Here is a 19841-nt window from a genome sequence, read left to right as displayed (position 1 = left end):
CCGGACCCGAGCAGCGGAGGTGACCGTGTGAGCGAGGTCGTCCCGGAACAGGCCCTGTCGTGCCCGCACCACGACGGCTCGGCCCTCTACGTCCCCGACGACGCCCCGGAGCTCGGCCGGACGGTGCCGGTCTTCCTCCGCGTCCCGCACGCCGACGGGGCGACCGACGTCCACGTGCGCTCCACCCCCGACGCCGAGGCCGAGCTCTTCCCCGGCGTCGTCGACCGCAAGACCGAGACCGAGACGTGGTGGCGCTGCGAGGTACCGGTGCGCAACCCGGGGACGCACTACCGGTTCCTGCTGATGGGGGGCCCGCGGGGGTACCGCTGGCTCGACGGGGCGGGGCTGCACGCGCACGAGGTGACCGACGCCGCCGACTTCCGCCTCACCGCCGCGGCGACGCCGCCGGAGTGGACCCGGGACGCGTTCGTCTACCAGGTCTTCCCGGACCGCTTCGCCCGGTCGGCCGCCGCGGACGGCCGGGCCACGCCGCCGTGGGCGCACCCGGCGGGCTGGGACGACCCGGTGGACGCGCTGGGCCCCACCGTCGCCACCCAGTTCTACGGCGGGGACCTCGACGGCATCGCCCTGCACCTCGACCACGTCGCCGGCCTGGGCGCGGACACCCTCTACCTGACCCCGTTCTTCCCGGCCGAGTCCAACCACCGCTACAACGCCACGGACTTCACCGTGGTCGACCCGCTGCTCGGCGGGGACGAGGCGCTGGTCCGGTTGTCCGCGGCCTGCCACCGCCGCGGGCTGCGCCTGCTCGGCGACCTCACCACCAACCACTCGGGGGACACCCACACCTGGTTCCGGACGGCGCTGGCCGACCGCACCTCGCCGGAGCGCACGTTCTACTACTTCGCCGGCCCGGACTCCGACGTCTACGAGACGTGGCTCGGGTACTCCACGCTGCCCAAGTTCGACCTCGGGTCGGCCGAGCTGCGCCGCCGGCTGGTCGATGGCCCGGATAGCGTGGCCGGCCGCTGGCTGCGGCCGCCGTTTGCGCTGGACGGCTGGCGGGTCGACGTCGCCCACATGACCGGGCGGCGCGGCGCCGACGACCACAACGCCGAGGTCGCGCGGACGCTGCGGCGCACCCTCGCCGGCGTCGGCGGGCAGCCGGCCCTCATCGCCGAGCACAGCTTCGACGCCACCGCCGACCTCGGGGGCGAGGGCTGGCACGGGGTCATGGACTACGCAGCGTTCACCACCCCGGTGCGCTCCTGGCTGCGCGACCCCTGCAGCGACGAGCACCGCCACCCCGGTCTGCCACCGCTGGTGCCGCGCCTGCCGGCCGAGGCCGCGGTGGCCACGGTGCAGGCCTACGTGGGGACGCGGCCGTGGCGGGCGACGGCGACGTCCTGGTCGATCCTGTCCAGCCACGACACCGCCCGGATCCGCACGATCGTGCGGTCCCGGGAGGGGCACGAGGTGGCGGCCGGGCTGCTGTTCACCATGCCGGGCGTCCCGATGGTCTTCGCCGGGGACGAGATCGGCCTGCGGGGGACGTTCGGGGAGGACGCGCGCACGCCCTTCCCGTGGAACCGCCCCGACAGCTGGGACCGGCATACCCTGGCGACCTACCGGGAGCTCGCCGCCCTGCGCCGCGGCTCGCCGGCCCTGCGCCGCGGCGGGCTGCGCTGGGTCGCCGCCGCCGGGGACACCCTGTGCTACCTGCGGGAGAGCGCCGACGAGCGGCTGCTCGTGCTGGCCCGCCGCGCCGCCGCCCCGCCGCTGCGCGTGCCGGCCGACCTGCTCGGATTGGCCGGGGAGGCGCCCAACGTGTCCGGTGGCGGGGCGCCGCTGCGGGTGCGCGACGGCAGGGACGTCGTCCTACCCGGGGACGGGCCCACCTTCCAGGTGTGGCGTCTGCCCTGACCCGGCCGGTCAGCCGCTGGCCCGCTTGTAGGGGTCGGTCGGGGCGAGGCCGGAGGCGACGACGTGCGCCGACCACTCGTCCAGCTGCCGGGTCAGCTCCGGCAGGTCGGGTCCGACGGCGTCGAGCGCCGGCGCCAGGGCGGCCTCGGTGCGCGCCTCGACGTCCTCGCGCAGCCGGCGTCCCTCGGCGGTGAGCCGGCCGTCGGCCACCAGGCCGCGCGTGACCAGGTCGGCGTCGGCCGCGGCCATCGCCTCGGGCGACCACCCCCGGGTCGCGGCGTAGCTGGTCGGCTCCCAGCCGACCCAGTACTCCGTCATCAGGTTCATCTGCAGCCCGGAGAGCCCGGCGGCCACGTTGGCGGCCACGTGCACGTCCCCGCGGTACTCGCGCAGCAGCGTGACCGCGTGCCACAGCCGGCCGAGGGGGGTGGCCGGTTCCGGCAGGGACAGCAGCCCGGCGAACAGCGGTCGCCCGGCCACGTCGTCGGCCAGGGCGTCGACGGCGCGGCGCAGCAGGGCGACCGCGGGGTCGACGTCGGCGTCGGCGAGCAGCTCGGCCAGGGCGGCGACCGAGCCGTCCTCCCGGGCGGCCAGGACGTCGGCCCGGGAGGCGGTGCCGCGGGCCTGCTGGTAGAGGGCGGTGACCATCCCGGGCTCGAAGACGCCGAAGGCGGCGACCACGACCGACGCGGCCGGCTCGCCCAGCGCGGCCGCGCGGGCCCAGACGTAGCCGGTCAGGAAGTCCAGGCCGAGGGCGGCGAACCGGTCGTTGGTCTGCCGGCTCCAGAAGCTGATCGTCGCGATCGGTTCGGCCGCGTCGCGCAGCCTGCGGGCCGGCGTGTCGGGCAGCTGGGGCGGGGGCCGCTCCGCGGTGCGCGGGGTGAGGAAGATGCTGCGGGCCTCGGCGTAGTCCACCGCGGCATCGTGGCGCCTGCGCGCCGCCGCGACCACCACTGCGCGCACGCCACCCGGCCCGGACCGTCGCCGTCGGCGGGGCTCGGGCACGCTGGGCGCCGTGGACACCGAACCGATCGCGGTCACCGGCGCGACCGGCCGTCTGGGCGGCCGGGTCGCGCGCCGCCTGGCCGACGCCGGCGTGCCGCAGCGGCTGCTGGTGCGCGACCCCGCCCGGGCGCCGCGGCTGCCCGGCGCGACCGCCGTCCCGGCCCCGTACGGCGACGGCGAGGCGATCCGCCGGGCGCTCGACGGCGTCGGCACCGTGCTGATGGTCTCGGCGTCGGAGAGCCCCGACCGGGTCGCCCAGCACCTCACCTTCGTCGACGCCGCCGCGGCCGCCGGTGTGGCGCACCTGGTCTACGTCTCCTTCTACCGCGCCGCGCCGGACGCCATCTTCACCCTGGCCCGCGACCACTGGGCCACCGAGCAGCACGTCCGGGCCAGCGGCCTGCGCTGGACGTTCCTGCGCGACGACCTGTACGCCGACTTCCTGCCTGGGATGGTCGGTGCGGACGGCGTCATCCGCGGCCCGGCCGGGAACGGGCGGGTGGCCGCGGTGGCCCAGGACGACATCGCGGACGTCGCCGCGGTGGTCCTGCGCGACCCCGCCGCGCACGCCGGGCGCACCCTCGACCTGACCGGCCCGCAGGAGCTCACCCTCGCCGAGCTGGCCGACGTCCTCACCGCCGTCACCGGCCGGACGGTGACCTACCGGCCGGAGACGGTCGAGGAGGCGTACGCCTCCCGCGCGGCGTACGGGGCGCCGGACTGGCAGGTGGACGCCTGGGTGTCGACCTACACCGCGATCGCCGCCGGGGAGCTGGCCGGCGTCAGCCCCGCCGTCCCGGACACCACCGGCCACCCGGCGCGGACCGTCGAGCAGGTCCTGCGGGCCCGGTGAGAGAGGACCTCCCTGCCCCCCGCCACTCGCAGGCTCGCGGCGGGCCCCTGCAGGGAGGCCGCCGTCCTCCCCTTGAAGGACCCCCTTGCCCCCCGCCGCTCGCAGGCTGGCCTCGCCCGGAGGCTCAGCCCGAGCTCGCGAGGGTTGAGAGGGGCGAGGTCCTTCTACCGGCAAGGGGGCCGTCAGGGCTCGGGCCGGTGCCCTGGACGGGGCCGGGGCCCGGGACGGGGCCGTCTTCCGGGTTTGTGCCGGGCGGCCGGTCCGGCCAGGGTGGAGGGGACCCCCCGACCGTCCGGAGGCACCCGTGCAGACCACCGCGATCGACATCACCGCGACCCCGGAGTGGGCCGCTCTGGCCGAGCACCACCGCACCGTTGCCGACCGGCACCTGCGCGACCTGTTCGCCGAGGACCCCGACCGCGGGCGGCGGCTGACCGCGCGCGCCGGCGACCTGTACCTCGACTACTCCAAGCACCGGGTCACCGACGAGACGCTGCGTCTGCTGCTCGCGCTGGCCGAGCGCGCCGGGCTGCGGGAGCGGATCGACGCGATGTTCCGCGGCGAGCACGTCAACCCCACCGAGGACCGTGCCGTCCTGCACGTGGCGCTGCGCGCGCCGGCGTCCCAGGAGCTGGTCGTCGACGGGCAGGACGTGACCCGCGACGTGCACGCGGTGCTGGACAGGATGCGCTCCTTCGCCGACCGGGTGCGCTCGGGGGAGTGGCGCGGGTACACCGGCCGGCCGATCCGGGCCGTGGTCAACATCGGTATCGGCGGCTCCGACCTCGGCCCGGCGATGGCGTACACGGCGCTGCGGGCCTACAGCGACCGGGACATCACCGCGCGGTTCGTCTCCAACGTCGACCCGACCGACTTCGCCGAGGCCACCCGCGACCTCGACCCGGCCGAGACGCTGTTCGTCGTCTGCTCCAAGACGTTCACCACCCTGGAGACGTTGACCAACGCCAAGGTGGCCCGCGACTGGCTGCTCAAGGGCCTGGGCGCGGACGAGTCGGCGGTCGCCCGGCACTTCGTCGCGGTGTCGACCAACACCGAGGCGGTGCGCGAGTTCGGCATCGACCCGGAGAACATGTTCGAGTTCTGGGACTGGGTGGGCGGCCGCTACTCCTACACCTCGGCCATCGGCCTGTCGCTCATGGTGGCCATCGGGCCGCAGCACTACGACGAGATGCTCGCCGGCTTCTCCACCATCGACGCGCACTTCCGCACCGCGCCGTTCGAGGCCAACCTGCCGGTGCTGCAGGGGCTGGTCAACGTCTGGTACACCGACTTCTTCGGCGCCCAGACCCACGCCGTGCTGCCCTACAGCCAGTACCTGTCCCGGCTGCCGGCCTACCTGCAGCAGCTGACGATGGAGAGCAACGGCAAGTCGGTCCGCTGGGACGGGCAGCCGGTGACGACGTCGACCGGCGAGGTCTACTGGGGCGAGCCGGGCACCAACGGCCAGCACGCCTTCCACCAGCTGCTGCACCAGGGGACGACGCTCGTGCCGGCCGACTTCATCGGCTTCGGCGAGCCCAACCACGACATCGGCGACATGCACGACCTGCTGATGGCCAACCTGTTCGCCCAGTCGGCGGTGCTGGCCTTCGGCAAGACCGCCGAGGAGGTCGCCGCCGACGGGACCCCGGCCGAGCTGGTGCCGCACAAGGTCATGCCCGGCAACCGGCCGTCGACGACGATCCTCGCGCCCGAGCTGACGCCGTCCACGCTGGGCCAGCTGGTCGCCTTCTACGAGCACACCGTCTTCACCGAGGGCGTCATCTGGCAGATCGACTCGTTCGACCAGTGGGGCGTGGAGCTGGGCAAGGTCATGGCCCGCCAGCTGGAGCCCGCGCTGACCTCGGCCGACGCCCCGGAGGTGGACCAGGACTCCTCCACCACCGCCCTCGTCGAGCACTACCGGCAGCTGCGCGGCCGCCCCGTCTGACCACCGGAGGGATCAGCGGGTCCTCGGGGGCTCGTGTGACGCCGGATGATCAGCTGACCTGGTCGTGCGGCGTCCGAGCTCACCGTCGACCGTGAGCCAGGACGCGCCACGGTGAGCCAGGACGCGATGCGGTGAGCTCAGCTGATCATCGTCGGACGGCGTGGGGCGTCATCGTCGGACGGCGCGGGGGCGACGCGCCGCGGACGGTCGGTTGCACGCGACACATCCCGGGTAGGGCCCGGCGCGGCCGGCACCGGCGGCGCAGGGGAGAGCAGTGGCAGGGACACAGCAGCAGCAGACGGTCGAGCAGCCGAGCGAGAGCGCGGAGCAGCCCGATCCCCGCCGGTGGAAGGCGCTGGGCGTCTGCCTGGTCGGCGGCTTCATGGTGCTGCTCGACGTCTCGATCGTGAACGTCGCGCTGCCGTCGATCCGCGGGGGGCTGCAGGCCTCCGAGAGCGAGCTGCAGTGGGTCGTCTCCGGCTACGCGCTGACCTTCGGGCTGTTGCTCGTGCCCGCGGGCCGGATCGGCGACGTCCGCGGCCGGCGCACCGTGTTCGTGGCCGCCCTCGGCCTGTTCACCCTGGCCTCGCTGGCCTGCGGGCTGGCGCCGGGCAGCCTGTTCCTGGTGCTCGCCCGGCTGGTGCAGGGGCTGGCCGGCGGTCTGCTCACCCCGCAGATCACCGCGCTCATCCAGCAGCTGTTCCGCGGGCGCGAGCGGGGCACCGCGTTCGGGGCGTTCGGCACGGTGGTCGGCATCTCCACCGCGATCGGTCCGCTGCTCGGCGGGTCGCTGATCGCCGCCTTCGGCACCGAGTCCGGCTGGCGGTGGGTGTTCTTCATCAACCTCCCGGTCGGCCTGGTGGCGATGCCGCTGGCCTGGCGGCTGCTGCCGCACCGCGGCGAGGAGCGCAGCCGGCACGACTACGACCCGGTCGGCGTCGGGTTGCTCGGCGCCGGCATCGTCGTCCTGCTGCTGCCGCTGGTGCAGGCACAGCAGTGGCAGGGCAGCGGCAAGTGGCTGCTCGTACCGGTGGCCGTGCTGCTGCTCGCGGCGTTCCTCGGGTGGGAGGTGCGCTACACGCGGCGCGGCAGGGAGCCGCTGGTCGACCTGGCCCTGTTCCGGCTGCGCTCCTACACGTTCGGCAGTGGGCTGATCACGTTGTTCTTCGCGGGGTTCACGCCGTTGTTCTTCGTCTTCACCCTCTACCTGCAGATCGGCCTGCGGTACAGCGCGCTGGAGGCGGGTCTGGCGATCACCCCGTTCGCCATCGGCTCGGCGGCCGCTGCGGCGCTCGGCGGGCGGATCGTCCACCGCCTCGGCCGCCGTCTCGTGGCGCTCGGTCTGCTCATGGTCGTCGTCGGGTTCGTCGGCACCCTGCTCGCCGTCCACCTGGTACCGCGGGACGGCACCGGTTGGGCGACCCTGGCCCCGCTGCTCGTCGCCGGCCTGGGCTCGGGTCTGGTGATCGCCCCCAACCAGACGCTGACGCTGTCCCAGGTCCCCGTCGAGCGCGCCGGCACCGCGGGCGGCCTCCTGCAGGTCGGCCAGCGGATCGGGGCGGCGGTCGGCATCGCCGCCGTCGGGTCGGTCTTCTTCGCCCGGGTCGCGTCGACCCGGGGGGACTTCGCCGGCGCCTACCAGCAGGGACTGCTCGTGGCGACGGCGTTCGTCGTCGCCGCGCTCCTCCTCGCCGTGGTCGACGTCGTCGTCGACGCGCGGTCCCGTGCCCGGTCGGCTCGGGAGGCGCCCGCACCGAGCGGGGCGGCCGAGCAGCGCGCCTGATCCACCCGCGCGGCGGGCCCCGGCGTGGTGGTGGAGAGCATCGGCGGTCAGCCAGTCGGCGGCGGTCAGCGGGCCGACCGGACCGGCCTGATGGCCAGCGCACCCAGGGCGGCGAACAGGCCGCACGCGGCGAACAGCGCGACGAAGTTGCCGTCGTCGCCCCGGCCGAGGAAGGGGATGGCGAGGAACAGCGGCGCGACCGCCGGCGCCAGCGCCGGGGGCAGCGCGCTGGCCACGTTGAACACACCCATCTCCTTGGCCGCCTCGGCCGGGTCGGGCAGGACGTCGGCGACCAGCGCCAGGTCGACGGCCAGGTAGGCGCCCTCGCCGATCCCGGTGATCGCCATCCCCACCAGGAAGACGCCGAACGACCCGGCGACGGCGATGACGACCAGGCCGACGGCGTACCCGCCGGCGGCGACGCCGATGAAGACCTCCCGGCGGTCGAGCCGGTCCGACAGCCAACCGCCCACCGGGCTGGCGACGAAGACGAAGACGTAGTGCACGAACGTGGACAGGGCGACCAGCGTGGCGACCCGGTCGAGCGCGACCCCGAGCTGGCCGAGCAGGTAGAACGCCTGGAAGGTCACCAGGGTGGCGATGCCCATGAAGACGAGGAACCGGGAGAGCCAGGTCCACCCGAAGTCCGGTGGCGGCGCGGGCTCACCCAGTAGCTGCCGAGGAACTCGCGCGGACCGAACGCGGGCAGCTGCCGCGCCTCCTCCCGGCCGAGCCGGCGGTCGGGACAGGACGGCAGGAGCAGCCCCACGCCGACCACGAGGACGACCGCCGGCGCCAGGAACATCAGCAGAGGCCTGGTAGTGAACGCCTGGGCCAGCAGCGCGCCGCCGACCGCGCCGACGGGCAGGCCCATGCCCAGGATCCCCGAGACCCTCCCGCGCTGGGAGTGGGGCACCTGGTCGGGCAGCAGGGAGACCAGCGCGGCGATCGTCGCGTTCAGCCCGATGGTCGCGACGCACCAGCCGAGCAGGATCAGCGCGACGGTGGTGGAGCTGGCCATCACGGCCAGTCCGACGACCGCGAGGACGACGCCGGCGATCATCCACGGCTTGCGCATGCCGAGCCGGGACGTGGTGCGGTCGCTGAGCTTGCCCACCACGCAGCCGGCCGCGGCCGAGCGCACGGGCAGGGTGTCCGGACAGCACAGCTCCCGGGCCGGCGGGGCGGAAGTCGTCGCCATCCACGTCTGCACGCGGCCGGACGAGGGCCGGACGGCCCACGGCGGGAGTTGAGTCGGTCGTCACCGCTCCGCCAGCCGTTCTCCGGACCTTCCCAGCTCTCGGCTGCCGCAGGTGCTGTCGGTCGCGGCCGGTGCGGTGGTGACCGCGGCCGTGGCGCTGGCCCGCCGCGGCGTCGAGGTCGTCGTCGTGGAGCTCGCACCGGCCGTCCGCCCGACCGGCTGTCGGGCTGATGCTGCAGAACTCGCCGCTGCGCGCGCTGGACTCCCTCGGCCTGGTCGAGGCCTGCGCCGAGCGCGGCCACGTGCACCGCGGGATCGACGTCTGCGACGCCCGCGGCGCCGTGCGGTGCGTCAGTGCACCGCCGTCCCTGGTCGAGGGCGGACCCGCCATGGTCGCCATCTCGCGGGCCGACCTCGCCGACGTGCTGCTGGTCGCCGCCCGGGGGTGCGGGGCGCAGCCGCGGCTGGGGACGACGGTGACCGCGCTGGCCGACGCCGGCGACGGGGTCGAGGTGGAGCTGTCCGACGGCGGGACGGACGAGTGCGACGTGGTCGTCGGCGCCGACGGGTTGCACTCGCGCACCCGTGCCCTCGTGCTGCCGCAGGCACCGCGGCCGCAGCGCACCGGCCAGCTGATCTGGCGGGCGGCCGCGCCGCGACCACCGCAGGTCGACCGGTGCACGATGCTCGACGACGGCCCCGCAGGGACGCCGTCCACACGACCACCCCGCACGTCGCCTACGGGGTCGGCATGGCGATCGAGGACTCCGTCGTCCTGGCCGGCATGCTGGCCGGGGACGACGTGCCGGCGGTGCTGGCCCGCTTCGGCGAGCGGCGGTTCGACCGGTGCCGGCTGGTGGTCGAGGCGTCGGCGCAGCTGGAGCAGTGGGAGCAGCACCCGCCGGCCGATCCCACGCTGCCCGGGCAGCTCACCGGCCGCCCGCTGGGCACGCTGGCCGCGCCGTGCCGATCATCAGTCGATGACGTGCAGCCGGTCCAACCAGACGGCTCCCGGACACCGTCGTCCACTGAGGTCGCCGACGGGTTCGTCCGCGTCGATCCCGGGCTTCAGGACCCGCTCGTCCGGCTCGGCCAGGACCGTGCGCCGCAGCGGTGTCGCGCATCAGATGGCGACGACCCGGACGAGGTCTTCGAGCCCGGTGAAGTCATCACCGTTGCGGGTGTAGAGATCCAGGCCGTTGGCGTGGGCGGTAGCCGCGGTCAGCAGGTCTGCGAGTCGGCTGCGCGGCCGCCCTCCTCCACGGACGATCGCGGCGACCACGAGGCCGTAGCTGCGCGCCGCCGCGGCATCGAACACCAACGGCTCCACCTTCGCCTCGACCTCTTGCAGCCGCGCCTGCCGCCTGGCTGCTTCGGCTGGGGTCGCGGCCAGGTGTGGCCCCGCCGCCAACTCGGCCGCGGTGATCGCAGAGATCGTCATCTCGTCGGGTAGTGCGGCGACGACGACCGGATCGTGCCAGTCGATGACGACCGACGTGTCGAGGAGACCGGCCGTCACGTCACAGGTCCTGGTCGATCGCTCGGTCGAGGTCGGCGCGGAACTGGTGCGGGTCGATGCGCAGGCCGACCGTCGCCAGCGCCGCGACCTCCTCGCGGGAGACGAAGGTGCGCCGCCCCGGTCGCAGTGGCCGGAGTTCGGCGACCGGTTCCCCGTTGCGGGTGACGACGAAGGTCTCACCGGCTGCCACGGCCTCCATGACCTTCGCGTTGTCGTTGCGCAGCTCGCGTTGGGCGATGGTCCTCGTCATGGCAGCAATGTAGCATGACGTGCTACACCTTGCTACGGAAGAGTCGGGTCGTGCCGGCGCACGGGGTCCGTTCTGTCAGACTCGGGCTCGCGTGCACGGACCGATCAGCAGCTCGACGGAGCAGGCCCACCCGTTGCAGCGGTGCCGATCAGTTGACCACGTGCAGCTGGTCCATCCACACGGCCTCCCAGACGTTGCCGTCGGGGTCGGTGAAGCTGCCGGTGTACCGGGACTCCTCGTCCCGGGCGGGCAGCCACGGCTTGCCGCCCGCCTCGAGCGCCCGGGCGACCAGCCGGTCGACCTCGGCGCGGCTGTCCACGGTCAGGCCGTGCACCACCGTCGTCGTCTGCGCCGGGTCGCCGGCCTCCCCGACCACCAGGTCGGCGAACCGGTCGCGGGCGTGCAGCATCACGGCGATGTCGTCGCCGACGACCACCGCGGCCGTCCGGTCGTCGGAGAAGTGCGGGTTGAGGCTGAAGCCCAGGGCGGCGTAGAACTCCCCGGCGGCGTCCGGGTCCGCCACGGGCAGGTTGACGAAGATCATGGGCACGGGATGCGCTCCTGTCGTCCGGCGGGTCAGGCGGAGGTCGCTGCCGGCCGGGAGCGGCCGAGCTCGGCGAAGGTGTCGGCCACCCAGTCGGCGATGAAGGTGCTGACGTGGGGCAGGTGGTCCAGGCCGATGTGCTCGGTGGCGCCCTCCTCCGGGGTGAACACCCGCAGCTCGCGCTTGGCGGAGTTGACCGCCTGCTCGTAGGAGCGGTGCGCGTACTCCAGCGGGATCTGCCGGTCGCCCTCGCCGTGGGCGATCAGGAACGGCACGGTGATGTTCTCCACCACGCCGTCGAGGTGGACGTCGTCGGCGAAGTCGAGGAACTCCTCGAGGTCGGTGTGCCCCCACACCCACAGCACGTGCTCCCAGTAGTGGGACACCGGCCGCTCGCCCTCGCGCTCCTTGCGGCGGCGCTGGACGGCGCCCCAGTCGTGGTTGGCGCCCCAGGCGACGCAGAGGGCGAAGCGCTTCTCGTGGGCCGCGGCGCGAGGGGCGTAGTAGCCGCCCAGCGACCAGCCGACGATGCCGATCCGGGCGGTGTCGACGTCGTCGCGGGTCTCCAGCCAGTCCACCGCGGCGCCGGCCCAGGCCTCGGTGTCGATGCGGGCGGTCAGCCCCTGTAGCCGCAGCGCCTCGCCGGTGCCGGGCTGGTCGAGCATCAGGCAGGAGATGCCGCGCGCGGCGAGCTCCACCCAGTGGTTGGAGGAGTACATGTGCTCCTTGGTCGAGTCCAGCCCGTTGACCAGCACGATCACCGGCACCGGGCCGTCGTCCGCGGCCGGCGCCTGGCTGAGGTAGGCCGGCAGCGTGGTGCCCTCGTAGGGGATCTCCACCCGGGACACGCGCGGGCTGTGCAGCGCGAAGGCCCGCTGCGCCAGCTCCAGCAGCCGCTGGTAGGTGGGGATCCGGTTCGGGTCGGAGGAGGCCAGCATCCGCTCGGCCTGGGCCAGGTAGTTGCTGGCGCGGAAGTACAGCTGCCCGGCGGTGCGCAGGTGTGCGGCCTTCTCCTCCGCTTGGGCCTGGCCGACCAGCTGGTCGGTGAGCGCGGTCCAGGCGCGCAGGAAGTCCGGCGTCCCGGCGTCCTCGCCGGCGTCCGCGGCGTCCTTGATCGGCCGGCAGGCCCGGTCGACCTCGTCGACCAGCCCGCCGGAGTTCAGCGTCGCGACGACGCTGAGGTTCCAGGTGTAGGGACCGGTGGGGAAGTACTCGAACACGGCTCGTTCCTCTCCTCGGGACTTCAGCGGGCGCCGGGCAGGACGGCGGACCAGCCGCTGTCCACCACGAGGTCGGCGCCGGTGACCACGACCCCGCCCGCGACCCGACCGGTCACCGGACCCGCTCGCGGTGCCGCGGCCGCGGCCGGGCCGGGCGCACCGGGGGCAGCTCGAGTCCGGGGACGACGCGGTTGCGGATGGTGCCGATGCCCTCGACCGTCATCTCCACGACGTCGCCGGGCCGCAGCGCGGGAGGGGACAGTTCGCCGCGGCGTCCCCACAGCTCGGCCAGGCAGCCGCCGTTGCCGCAGGTGCCCGAGCCGAGCACGTCCCCGGCGCGGACCCGCGTACCGCGGGAGGCGTAGCTGACGAGCTCCTCGAACGGCCAGCCCATGTTCGACAGCAGGTCCTGGCCGACCGGCACGTCGTTGACCGACACCCGCACGTCCAGCGCCAGGAACCCGTCGGCGTCCCGGTAGGGCTCCAACTCGTCGGCGGTGACCAGCCACGGTCCGAGCGTGGTCGCGGAGTCCTTGCCCTTGGCCGGGCCCAGCTGCACCTTCATCTCCCGGCGCTGCAGGTCGCGGGCGGACCAGTCGTTGAGCACCGTGTAGCCGAAGACGTGCTCGCGGGCCTGCTCCGGGCTCAGCGAGGCGCCGTCGGCGCCGACGACGACCGCGACCTCGCACTCGAAGTCGAACAGCTGCGAGCCCGGCGGGACCGGCACGTCGTCGTGCGCGCCGACGAGCGCGTAGGGGTTGGTGAAGTAGAACGTCGGCGCCTCGTACCACTCGGGCACCACCCCGCCGCCGCCGGCGACGCTGGCCACCACGCCCTCGACGTGCTCCTCGAACGCCACGAAGTCCCGCACCGTCGGCGGCTGCAGCGGCGGCAGCAGCCGCACCTCCCCGATCGGGACCGGCGCCGCGGACAGCGCCGCCAGCCCCGCGTCGAGGGCCGCGGGCAGCCCGGCGCGGACCAGGTCCAGCACGGCGAGGCCCGGCGGCAGGGCGTGCAGCCCGTGCTCGCCGACGACGCCGGCGGAGACGGTCCCGCCGTCCTCCCAGGTGGCGAAGCGCATCGGACCGGCCCCACGCTCAGACCGGCGGGGCCACGAACAGGCCCTTGTCGGGGTCGTTGAACGAGCGGGAGGCCACGAACTCGTTCATCTGGTTCGCCGTCCCCCACTGGTCGCTGACCTCGGGGTTGCTGAAGTCGTACAGGTGCGGGTGCCAGGTGTCCTCGTCGACCTGCTCGAGCTCGGTCGTGTACTCGATGGTGTTGCCGTGCGGGTCGAGGAAGTAGGAGAACGTGTTGTTGCCGGCCAGGTGCCGGCCCGGGCCCCAGATCTTCTCCACGCCGGCCCGCAGCAGCCGCCCGGTGCCGCGCATGTACTCGTCGATGCCGCGCAGCTCGAACGACGCGTGGTGCAGCGACGGGTGGGGGCAGCGGGCGATCGCCATGGAGTGGTGCCAGGCGTTGACCCGCATGAACCACATCATCTCGCCCATCCGCGGGTGCATCAGGGTGTCGGACAGGGCGAAGGACAGGTGACGCTCGTAGAAGGCGCGGGTGCTCTCCGGGTCGGCGGAGTTGACGACCACGTGCGACAGGCGCACCGGGATCGACTCGCCCGGCTCGACCTGCCGGTGCTGCCGGACGGCGACGTCGGAGCTGATCTCGACGGTCCGGCCCTCGTTGTCGAAGAACCGGAAGCCGTAGCCGCCGCCCGGGGTGTGCAGGTCACCCGGCTCGCTGACCAGCCGCACGCCGTCGGCGGCCAGCCGCTGCGCCAGGGTGTCGACGTCGGCGGCGTCCGCGGCGCCGAAGGAGATCAGGTCGATCCGCTTGTCGGCGGACTCGCGCAGCCGCACGACGTACTGCTCGGGGCTGCCCTCGGCGGCGAGGAAGGTGATCCCGGTGTCGGTGTGCTCCTCGGCCAGGCCCCAGGTGTTGGTGTAGAACTCGCGCTGCCTGGCCAGGTCCGGGACGGCCAGGTCGACGTGCCGCAGGTGGGTGATCAGGCGCTGGGTCATCTCGTCTCCTCTGTTCTGTGCGAGATCGGCTCTGTGCGAGATCGGCGATGTGGTCGGCATGAGGCGCTGGTGGCGACCAGATCGCCGATCTGGCTGGGTGCAGCGGCGGGTCACGCCGGCTCGCTGACGAGGACGGCGATGCTGCGGAACAGCCCCGGCGCGTCACCCTGCTCGTGGTCGAGCAGCCACTGGCCGAGCTGGTTGGAGGCGTCGACCACGGCCTTGGCGCGGTCGAACCTCCGGGCGGAGAAGGCGTCCCACAGCTCCTGGTCGAGCGCGTTCCGGGTGAGCAGGAGGTCGGTGAGGACGGCGGCGTCCTCCAGCGCCTGGGCCCCGCCCTGGGCGATGGTCGGCGGGCAGGAGTGCGACGCGTCGCCGATCAGCACGACCCGGCCGCGGTTCCACGGAGCGGGCAGCAGGTGCGTCTCGAACCAGGTGTAGTTGACCTTCGACGGGTCGGTGAGCGTCTCGCGGATCTCGTCCCACGGACCGTGGTAGGCCGCGGACAGCTCCTTAATGGTGGCCAGCTGCTGCTCCGGCGTCATCCCCAACCGGTCCTGGGCGTCCTCGACGATGTAGGCGTAGAGGGAGTCCTCACCGGTGGGGCAGTAGCCGGCGATGTAGGAGGGGCCGCCGTAGTACAGGTCGGTGCGGGTGACGCTGGCCGGTCGCGGGCCGAACGCCCGCCAGATCCCCATCCCGGTCGGGCGGGTCTCCAGCTCGACCCCGAGGGCCCGGCGGACGGCGGAACGGATGCCGTCGGCGCCGACGACCAGGTCGTAGCGGCCGCGCCGATCTCCGATCGCCTGGGTTCCGGACCCGTCGGTGAAGACGACGTCGACCCCGGCGTCGTCCGGGGTCAGCTCGCTGAACGTCGTCCCGAACCGGGCCTTGACGCCGACCTCGGCGGCGCGGTCGTGCAGGATCCGGGCCAGCTCCGGGCGGGACATGCCCATCACCGCCGGGTAGTCCGGGCCGCCGGTCCGCGCGTCCGGGATCTCGGCGAGCACCGTGCCGTGCGGGTCCGGGGCACGGATGCCGGTGACGTCGAACGAGTACCCGCGCCCGCGCGCCCGCTCCCAGACGCCGAGCCGGTCCAGCTCGCGCAGCGCGTTGCCCTGCAGGGTGATCCCGGAGCCGATGGCAGAGACGTCGGGCTTGACCTCGACGAGGTCGACGGCGACGCCGGCCTCGGCCAGGCGGATGGCGGTGGCGGTCCCGGCCAGGCCGCTGCCGACCACCAGGGCGCTGCTCACGGCGGGCACGATCGGCTCCCTCACTTGACGGCGATCGGGTTGACCGGGGCGCCGACGGCGCCGGTCACGGGCAGGGGGGCGGCGGTGAGGGAGAAGTCCCACACGCCGTCGGCGGCGCAGTCGGCCGCGAGGACGTCGAGGTCCCACATCTCGCCGATGAACAGGCCGATGTGCGGGATGGCGACCTGGTGCAGCGGCTGGAAGGCGACGTCGAACTCGTTGGGGCGCACCTCGAAGCCCCAGGTGTCGGTGGCGATGCCGGCGATCTCGGTGCCGTGCAGCCAGTCGGCGGTGGTGAACGACAGGCCGGGCGACGGACCACCGGCGTAGTCGCCCCAGCCTTCCCGCCGGGCCCGCGCCAGCCGGCCGGTGCGCACGCACACCAGGTCGCCGCGGCCGACCCGCGCCGTCTCGCCCTGGACGGCGATCGTCGCCTCCAGGTGCTCCGCGGTGATGGCGAAGCCGTCGGGCAGCTCGCCCTCGGTGCCGATCGCCCGACCCACGTCGAGCAGGACGCCGCGCCCGGCGATGTGCGCCGCCGCGGTCTGGATGCCGGTCACCCGGTCGCCCTCGCTGGTGACCACGTCGCCGGCGCGCCGGCCGTTGTACGCGGTGCCGTGGTCGAAGATGTGGCCCAGGCCGTCCCACTGGGTGGAGGCCTGCAGCGGCATGAAGACCACGTCGTCGGCGCCACCGAGGCCGTGCGGGAACCCCTGTCCCCGCTCGGCGTCCAGGCCGGTGTCGAGCATGGTGTGCACCGGGTTGGTGCGCCGCCGCCAGCCCTTCTGCGGGCCGTCGCCGTCGAACGCCTGCGCCAGGGAGAAGCTCACGCCGCGCCGCACCAGCCGCGCCCCCTCGACCCGCTTGGCCTCGTCCAGGAGGTTCAGCGTGCCCAGCACGTCGTCGACCCCCCAGCGGCCCCAGTTGGAGCAGCGCGCGGCGGCCGCGGCGATCGCCCCCTCGGGATCGGTGCGGTCGAGCGCCGGCGGAACCGGTGCCGCGGTGTCGGTCACGGGACCTACGGTCCACGGACACGGATCACCGGGGAAGACGAGATGTCTGATGCGGGTCATCGACGCGGTCGATACCGTGTCGCGGTGAACCTGGCCAGCCTGGACCTCAACCTGCTCGTGTCCCTGGACGCCCTGCTGCAGCAGCGCAGCGTCACCCGCGCCGCGGCCCAGATGGGGCTCTCCCAGCCGGCGCTCTCGGCGTCGCTGGCCCGGCTGCGCCGGCACTTCGGCGACGAGCTGCTCACCCGGGTCGGCAACGAGTACCGGCTCACCCCGCTGGCGGTCCAGCTCAGGGACCTCGCCCGCCTGGCGCTCACCGGGGTGGAGCGGGTGTTCACCGCCCAGCCGGAGTTCGACCCGGCGTCCTCGACCCGGGAGTTCTCCCTGCTGGTCAGCGACTACGGGATCGCCGTCCTGGGTGACGCCATCGCCGCCCTGCTCGCCGAGGAGGCGCCGGCCAGCCGGCTGCGGTTCGCGGTGAACACCCCGGAGGTGGTCGACCGGGCCCAGCAGGTCCTGCTCAGCAGCGACCTGCTGGTGCTGCCGCACGGCTTCGTCACCGACCTGTCGCACCGCGACCTGTACCGGGACGAGTGGGTCTGCGTCCTCGCCTCGGACAACGCCGCGGTCGACGACGAGCTGACCGCGGCACACCTCGAGTCGCTGCCCTGGGTGGTCTCCTACCACGGCCCGACCGCGTCGACGCCGGCCGCCCGGCAGATGCGGATGCTCGGCATCGAACCCCGGGTGCAGGTGGTCACGGAGAACTTCCTCACCGTGCCCGCCCTGGTCGCCGGCAGCGACCGGATCGCGCTGCTGCAGCGCCGGCTGGTCGACCTGCTGCCCCTGAACAGCGGCATCCGGGCGCTGCCGTGCCCGTTCGCGGCCGGCCCGCTGGTCGAGGCGATGTGGTGGCACCCGGTCTACGACGACGACCCCGAGCACTGCTACCTGCGCGACCTGGTGGTGCGGGCGACCGAGCTGGCGGTCGGCCCTCCTGCCGATGCGGGTATCGAGCTGATCGATACCACCTCCGCGGCGTCGTTCCCCTCCCCGCACCGGCGACCCTGACCGCCTCGTAGGTCGTGACGCCGGCGCAGGCGAGCGGCGCCGCGTCGGAGGAGAGCACCGCGTCGGGCACCTCCGCCACCGGGCGGGCGCAGCCCAGCACCCACCCGGCGCGGGAGCCGTCGACTGCTCACCGTTTCGAGCCGCGGGGTCGAGACGCCACGTCCACGGGGCGGCTGCCGGGCCGGTCCCGGCCGCACGGCGAGGGGCCGGGGGTCTCGCGGACCGCTCAGCCGGCCGGCGCGGCGGCCACGGGGTGCCGCAGTTCGAGGTGGTCCTTGCCCTGGCGCTTGGCGGTGTACATGGCGGTGTCGGCGCGGTGCAGCAGCGTCTCCGGGCTGTCGTCGGGGAGGGCGATGGCGCCGCCGATGCTGGCGGTGACGGTGACGCCGTGCCCGCAGAGGTGCACCGGCTCGCGCAGCTGCCGCAGGACCCGGTCGGCGACCCGCTGCGCCCGGGCGGCGTCGGCGGTGCCGAGGAGGACGGCGAACTCGTCGCCGCCCAGGCGGGCCACGCAGTCGCCGGCACGCACCGCGTTCGACAGCCGGCCGGCGACGGCGACCAGCAGCTCGTCACCGGCCGCGTGCCCCAGGGTGTCGTTGACCGTCTTGAACCCGTCGAGGTCGACGTAGAGCACGGCCGGCAGGGCTGCGGGGTCGAGCCGGGCGGTGGCCCGCACGAGGCGGTTCCAGAACTCCGACCGGTTGACCAGCCCGGTGAGCGGGTCGGTGCCGGCCTGCCGCCGCAGCTCCTCCTCCAGGAGCTTGCGGTCGGTGACCTCGCGGACGTTGACCACCCAGCCGTCGACGCCGGGCGCGTCGACCCGGCCGCTGACCTTGACCTCGACCCAGCGGGTGCTCCCGTCGCCGTGCCGGAGCCGGATGTCGGCGTCCACGACCCGGACGGCGTCCGGCCCGTCGCCGGCGACGGCCCGGTACAGGCGGGCGCGGTCACCCGGGTCGACCACGGCCAGCGCCGGGCGGCCCAGGCAGTCCTCGGGGGTGCGGCCGAGCAGCGCTTCGACCGCCGGGCTGACGTAGCTGGTCCGGCCGGCGCCGTCGACGATCGCGATGACGTCCGCGGCGTTCTCCAGCAGCACCCGCAGCCGCGCCTCGCTGGCGGCCAGGGCCCGCTGGGCGCTCTCCCGCTCGCTGCTGAGCCGCCCGAGCCGCCACAGCGCCAGCGCGGTGAGCAGCCCGATCCCGGTGCCGAGCACGTAGCCGTTGCCGCCGTGGCGCACCGTCCACAGCAGCACCAGCGCGGGGCTGACCAGCAGCGCGGCGCCGAGGCCGACGACCCGGCCGGCCGTGACCGATCCCTGCGGGTCGGGCGCTGCGCCCACGGTGCGGCTGGACGGGTGCAGCGCCGCGAGCGCGACCGGCGCGACGGCCAGCAGCGGCAGGGCGTCGAGGACCGGCGACACGGTGCCCGACAGGCGCAGGACCTGCGTGGCGTAGCCGGTCACGGCGAGCCCGCCGGAGACGAACAGGGCCACCCCGCTCACGGACCGACCGGTGCCGGGCAGGGCCAGCCGGACGCCGGCGACGATGACGACGGCGCACAGCAGGGGCAGCCCGATGCCGAGCTCGGCCGGGCCGTGCGGGTTGCGGACGGTGCCGCTGACGAACGTCACCACGGCCAACCCGGCGGCGAGCAGGAGGGAGGCGGTGTCGGTCCACGCTCCCGGGTCGCGGCGTCCCCGGCCGGCCACCAGCGCCGCCAGGGCGGCGACGACCAGGGCGCCGTAGCCGGCGACGTCCAGCCCGGCCTCGACGGCGCCGGTGACCCCGGGAGCGACCCCGGCCAGCTCGGCGGTCTCCGCGGCGCTGCTCAGGCCGAACGCGAGGAGCGCCGTGGCGAGGGCCCGCCAGGCGGTCCCCGCGCCGGGCCGGTGGCGGCGCAGTCCCCGTCCGACGGCCAGCACCCCGAGCAGGTAGACCCCCACCTCCACGGCCGGTCGCCCCGGCCCGGGCGGCAGGCACACGACCACGACGACGCCGGCGACCGCGGCCGCGACATGGCCCCAGCTGCTGGGCTCGCCGCCGGCTCTGCGCATCGCACGTCTCTCCCTGCGAGGGGCCGGTCGCGCCGTCGGGCCGGCCCGGACTGTCGGTGTCGGGCGGGCCGGCGCGCCACCCGGCGACTCGCCGGCCCGACCCCAGCATCGACCGCCCGGGCCGGGTCCTGAACGCCCGGCCCCCCGTGCGGGTGACGTGGCGGGAAGCCTCGGGGACCGCGGCTCCACCGCTCCAGGCCTG

Annotated in this window: 18 protein-coding genes; 6 read left to right on the top strand and 12 right to left on the bottom strand. The window is 74.5% G+C overall.

The genetic code is table 11. From position 1 onward, the window contains the following. Positions 1-27 precede the first annotated feature (27 nt). The gene (locus tag DQ238_RS00695; RefSeq protein ID WP_199506043.1) at positions 28-1884 is read left to right on the top strand and encodes a glycoside hydrolase family 13 protein; all 1857 of its coding nucleotides are present in this window, start codon (positions 28-30) and stop codon (positions 1882-1884) included. A gap of 9 nt (positions 1885-1893) precedes the next feature. On the opposite strand, the gene DQ238_RS22620 is transcribed toward DQ238_RS00695, so the two are convergent. Then, positions 1894-2799 carry a hypothetical protein gene (locus DQ238_RS22620; protein ID WP_158550666.1) on the bottom strand — a complete coding sequence of 302 codons (906 nt, stop codon included), beginning with the start codon at positions 2797-2799 and terminating at the stop codon, positions 1894-1896. A 100-nt stretch (positions 2800-2899) separates the two neighbouring features. On the opposite strand from DQ238_RS22620, the gene DQ238_RS00685 reads away from it, so the two are divergent. The 3 genes from DQ238_RS00685 (at position 2900) to DQ238_RS00675 (ending at position 7476) form a co-directional block, all read left to right on the top strand. Beyond that, entirely contained in the window at positions 2900-3742 is an 843-nt protein-coding gene (locus tag DQ238_RS00685; protein ID WP_113779381.1) for an SDR family oxidoreductase, read from the top strand. Between the two features lie 304 nt (positions 3743-4046). Next, positions 4047-5693, top strand: a complete 1647-nt coding sequence (pgi, locus tag DQ238_RS00680; protein WP_233495603.1) for a glucose-6-phosphate isomerase — start codon at positions 4047-4049, stop codon at positions 5691-5693. Between the two features lie 274 nt (positions 5694-5967). Further along, entirely contained in the window at positions 5968-7476 is a 1509-nt protein-coding gene (locus DQ238_RS00675; RefSeq protein WP_233495602.1) for an MFS transporter, read from the top strand. A gap of 65 nt (positions 7477-7541) precedes the next feature. Here DQ238_RS00675 and DQ238_RS00670 read toward each other — a convergent pair whose 3' ends face one another. Together DQ238_RS00670 and DQ238_RS00665 are read right to left on the bottom strand one after the other, a co-directional pair. Continuing rightward, positions 7542-8084, bottom strand: coding sequence for an MFS transporter (locus tag DQ238_RS00670; protein WP_113779380.1), 543 nt, complete (start codon positions 8082-8084; stop codon positions 7542-7544). Beyond that, the gene (locus DQ238_RS00665) at positions 8063-8677 is read right to left on the bottom strand and encodes an MFS transporter (protein ID WP_113779379.1); all 615 of its coding nucleotides are present in this window, start codon (positions 8675-8677) and stop codon (positions 8063-8065) included. The genes DQ238_RS00670 and DQ238_RS00665 overlap by 22 nt, the downstream gene beginning before the upstream one ends. Before the next feature lie 230 nt (positions 8678-8907). Between DQ238_RS00665 and DQ238_RS24310 the strand changes: the two genes are divergently transcribed. Then, positions 8908-9864 carry an FAD-dependent monooxygenase gene (locus DQ238_RS24310; protein WP_113779378.1) on the top strand — a complete coding sequence of 319 codons (957 nt, stop codon included), beginning with the start codon at positions 8908-8910 and terminating at the stop codon, positions 9862-9864. Here the strand turns inward: DQ238_RS24310 and DQ238_RS00655 are convergent. From DQ238_RS00655 to DQ238_RS00620, 8 genes are all read right to left on the bottom strand, one after another. Further along, entirely contained in the window at positions 9801-10196 is a 396-nt protein-coding gene (locus tag DQ238_RS00655) for a type II toxin-antitoxin system VapC family toxin (RefSeq protein WP_113779377.1), read from the bottom strand. The two genes, DQ238_RS24310 and DQ238_RS00655, sit on opposite strands and share 64 nt — an antisense overlap. 1 nt (position 10197) lies before the next feature. Then, complete coding sequence (locus DQ238_RS00650) at positions 10198-10446, bottom strand: type II toxin-antitoxin system Phd/YefM family antitoxin (RefSeq protein WP_113779376.1); 249 nt, start codon at positions 10444-10446, stop codon at positions 10198-10200. Positions 10447-10594: 148 nt separating this feature from the next. Next, positions 10595-10990: a VOC family protein gene (locus tag DQ238_RS00645; RefSeq protein WP_233495634.1), complete on the bottom strand. Its 396-nt coding sequence runs from the start codon at positions 10988-10990 to the stop codon at positions 10595-10597. Between the two features lie 32 nt (positions 10991-11022). Continuing rightward, the gene (locus DQ238_RS00640) at positions 11023-12210 is read right to left on the bottom strand and encodes a S9 family peptidase (RefSeq protein ID WP_113779374.1); all 1188 of its coding nucleotides are present in this window, start codon (positions 12208-12210) and stop codon (positions 11023-11025) included. Positions 12211-12322: 112 nt separating this feature from the next. Continuing rightward, on the bottom strand, positions 12323-13291 hold the full coding sequence (locus tag DQ238_RS00635) for a fumarylacetoacetate hydrolase family protein (RefSeq protein WP_113779373.1): 969 nt from the start codon (positions 13289-13291) through the stop codon (positions 12323-12325). A gap of 16 nt (positions 13292-13307) precedes the next feature. Then, positions 13308-14246 carry a VOC family protein gene (locus DQ238_RS00630; RefSeq protein ID WP_113779372.1) on the bottom strand — a complete coding sequence of 313 codons (939 nt, stop codon included), beginning with the start codon at positions 14244-14246 and terminating at the stop codon, positions 13308-13310. 110 nt (positions 14247-14356) lie between these two features. Beyond that, a complete protein-coding gene (locus tag DQ238_RS00625; protein WP_233495601.1) occupies positions 14357-15502 on the bottom strand; it encodes an FAD-dependent oxidoreductase in 1146 nt (381 codons plus the stop codon). Between the two features lie 20 nt (positions 15503-15522). Next, the gene (locus tag DQ238_RS00620; protein ID WP_113779371.1) at positions 15523-16515 is read right to left on the bottom strand and encodes a cyclase family protein; all 993 of its coding nucleotides are present in this window, start codon (positions 16513-16515) and stop codon (positions 15523-15525) included. Positions 16516-16599: 84 nt separating this feature from the next. Between DQ238_RS00620 and DQ238_RS00615 the strand changes: the two genes are divergently transcribed. Further along, positions 16600-17586 (top strand): LysR family transcriptional regulator, encoded by a 987-nt coding sequence (locus DQ238_RS00615; RefSeq protein ID WP_113779370.1) that lies wholly within the window; start codon positions 16600-16602, stop codon positions 17584-17586. Positions 17587-17812: 226 nt separating this feature from the next. On the opposite strand, the gene DQ238_RS00610 is transcribed toward DQ238_RS00615, so the two are convergent. After that, on the bottom strand, positions 17813-19639 hold the full coding sequence (locus tag DQ238_RS00610) for a diguanylate cyclase domain-containing protein (RefSeq protein ID WP_113779369.1): 1827 nt from the start codon (positions 19637-19639) through the stop codon (positions 17813-17815). Between the last annotated feature and the right edge of the window lie 202 nt (positions 19640-19841).

The sequence above is a fragment of the Geodermatophilus sp. TF02-6 genome (assembly GCF_003319115.1).
Lineage (GTDB): Bacteria > Actinomycetota > Actinomycetes > Mycobacteriales > Geodermatophilaceae > Geodermatophilus.
Note: the sequence above shows the minus strand (reverse complement) of the source record. Positions and strands in the feature narration are given on the sequence as shown.

Excerpts from the sequence above, each read along its gene's own strand:
- DQ238_RS00635 (WP_113779373.1), bottom strand. The coding sequence starts at position 13,291 with ATGCGCTTCGCCACCTGGGAGGACGGCGGGACCGTCTCCGCCGGCGTC.
- DQ238_RS24310 (WP_113779378.1), top strand. The coding sequence starts at position 8,908 with ATGCTGCAGAACTCGCCGCTGCGCGCGCTGGACTCCCTCGGCCTGGTC.
- DQ238_RS00665 (WP_113779379.1), bottom strand. The coding sequence starts at position 8,677 with ATGGCGACGACTTCCGCCCCGCCGGCCCGGGAGCTGTGCTGTCCGGAC.
- DQ238_RS00645 (WP_233495634.1), bottom strand. The coding sequence starts at position 10,990 with ATGATCTTCGTCAACCTGCCCGTGGCGGACCCGGACGCCGCCGGGGAG.
- DQ238_RS00650 (WP_113779376.1), bottom strand. The coding sequence starts at position 10,446 with ATGACGAGGACCATCGCCCAACGCGAGCTGCGCAACGACAACGCGAAG.
- DQ238_RS00630 (WP_113779372.1), bottom strand. The coding sequence starts at position 14,246 with ATGACCCAGCGCCTGATCACCCACCTGCGGCACGTCGACCTGGCCGTC.
- DQ238_RS00610 (WP_113779369.1), bottom strand. The coding sequence starts at position 19,639 with ATGCGCAGAGCCGGCGGCGAGCCCAGCAGCTGGGGCCATGTCGCGGCC.
- DQ238_RS00670 (WP_113779380.1), bottom strand. The coding sequence starts at position 8,084 with ATGGGCATCGCCACCCTGGTGACCTTCCAGGCGTTCTACCTGCTCGGC.